A 210-nucleotide genomic window follows, 5' to 3' on the forward strand; every position below is an offset into this window, starting at 1 on the left:
CTGGCTTCCCTCTTTCTGCAAATAGTCTGCCAGTTTTCGCCTTTTTGTTGGGTTGCTCTCAATGGATAAGCCGTAAAACCCCAAACGCCCCCAGCATTTCCCATCGGCAATTTCTGCCTGTGGCAGGGCGGCGGTCTTTTGTTGGCGTGTGATTTTGTCTTTAAACTTGATAATCTGATAATACGCGCCGTCATTGTCTTGCCCCGTGCC

Annotated in this window: 1 pseudogene; it reads right to left on the minus strand. The window is 50.0% G+C overall.

From position 1 onward, the window contains the following. A pseudogene (locus tag HMPREF2696_RS11695) lies at positions 1 to 210 on the minus strand (helicase); the annotation flags it as partial.

Source organism: Neisseria sp. HMSC058F07, from assembly GCF_001810035.1.
Lineage (GTDB): Bacteria > Pseudomonadota > Gammaproteobacteria > Burkholderiales > Neisseriaceae > Neisseria > Neisseria perflava.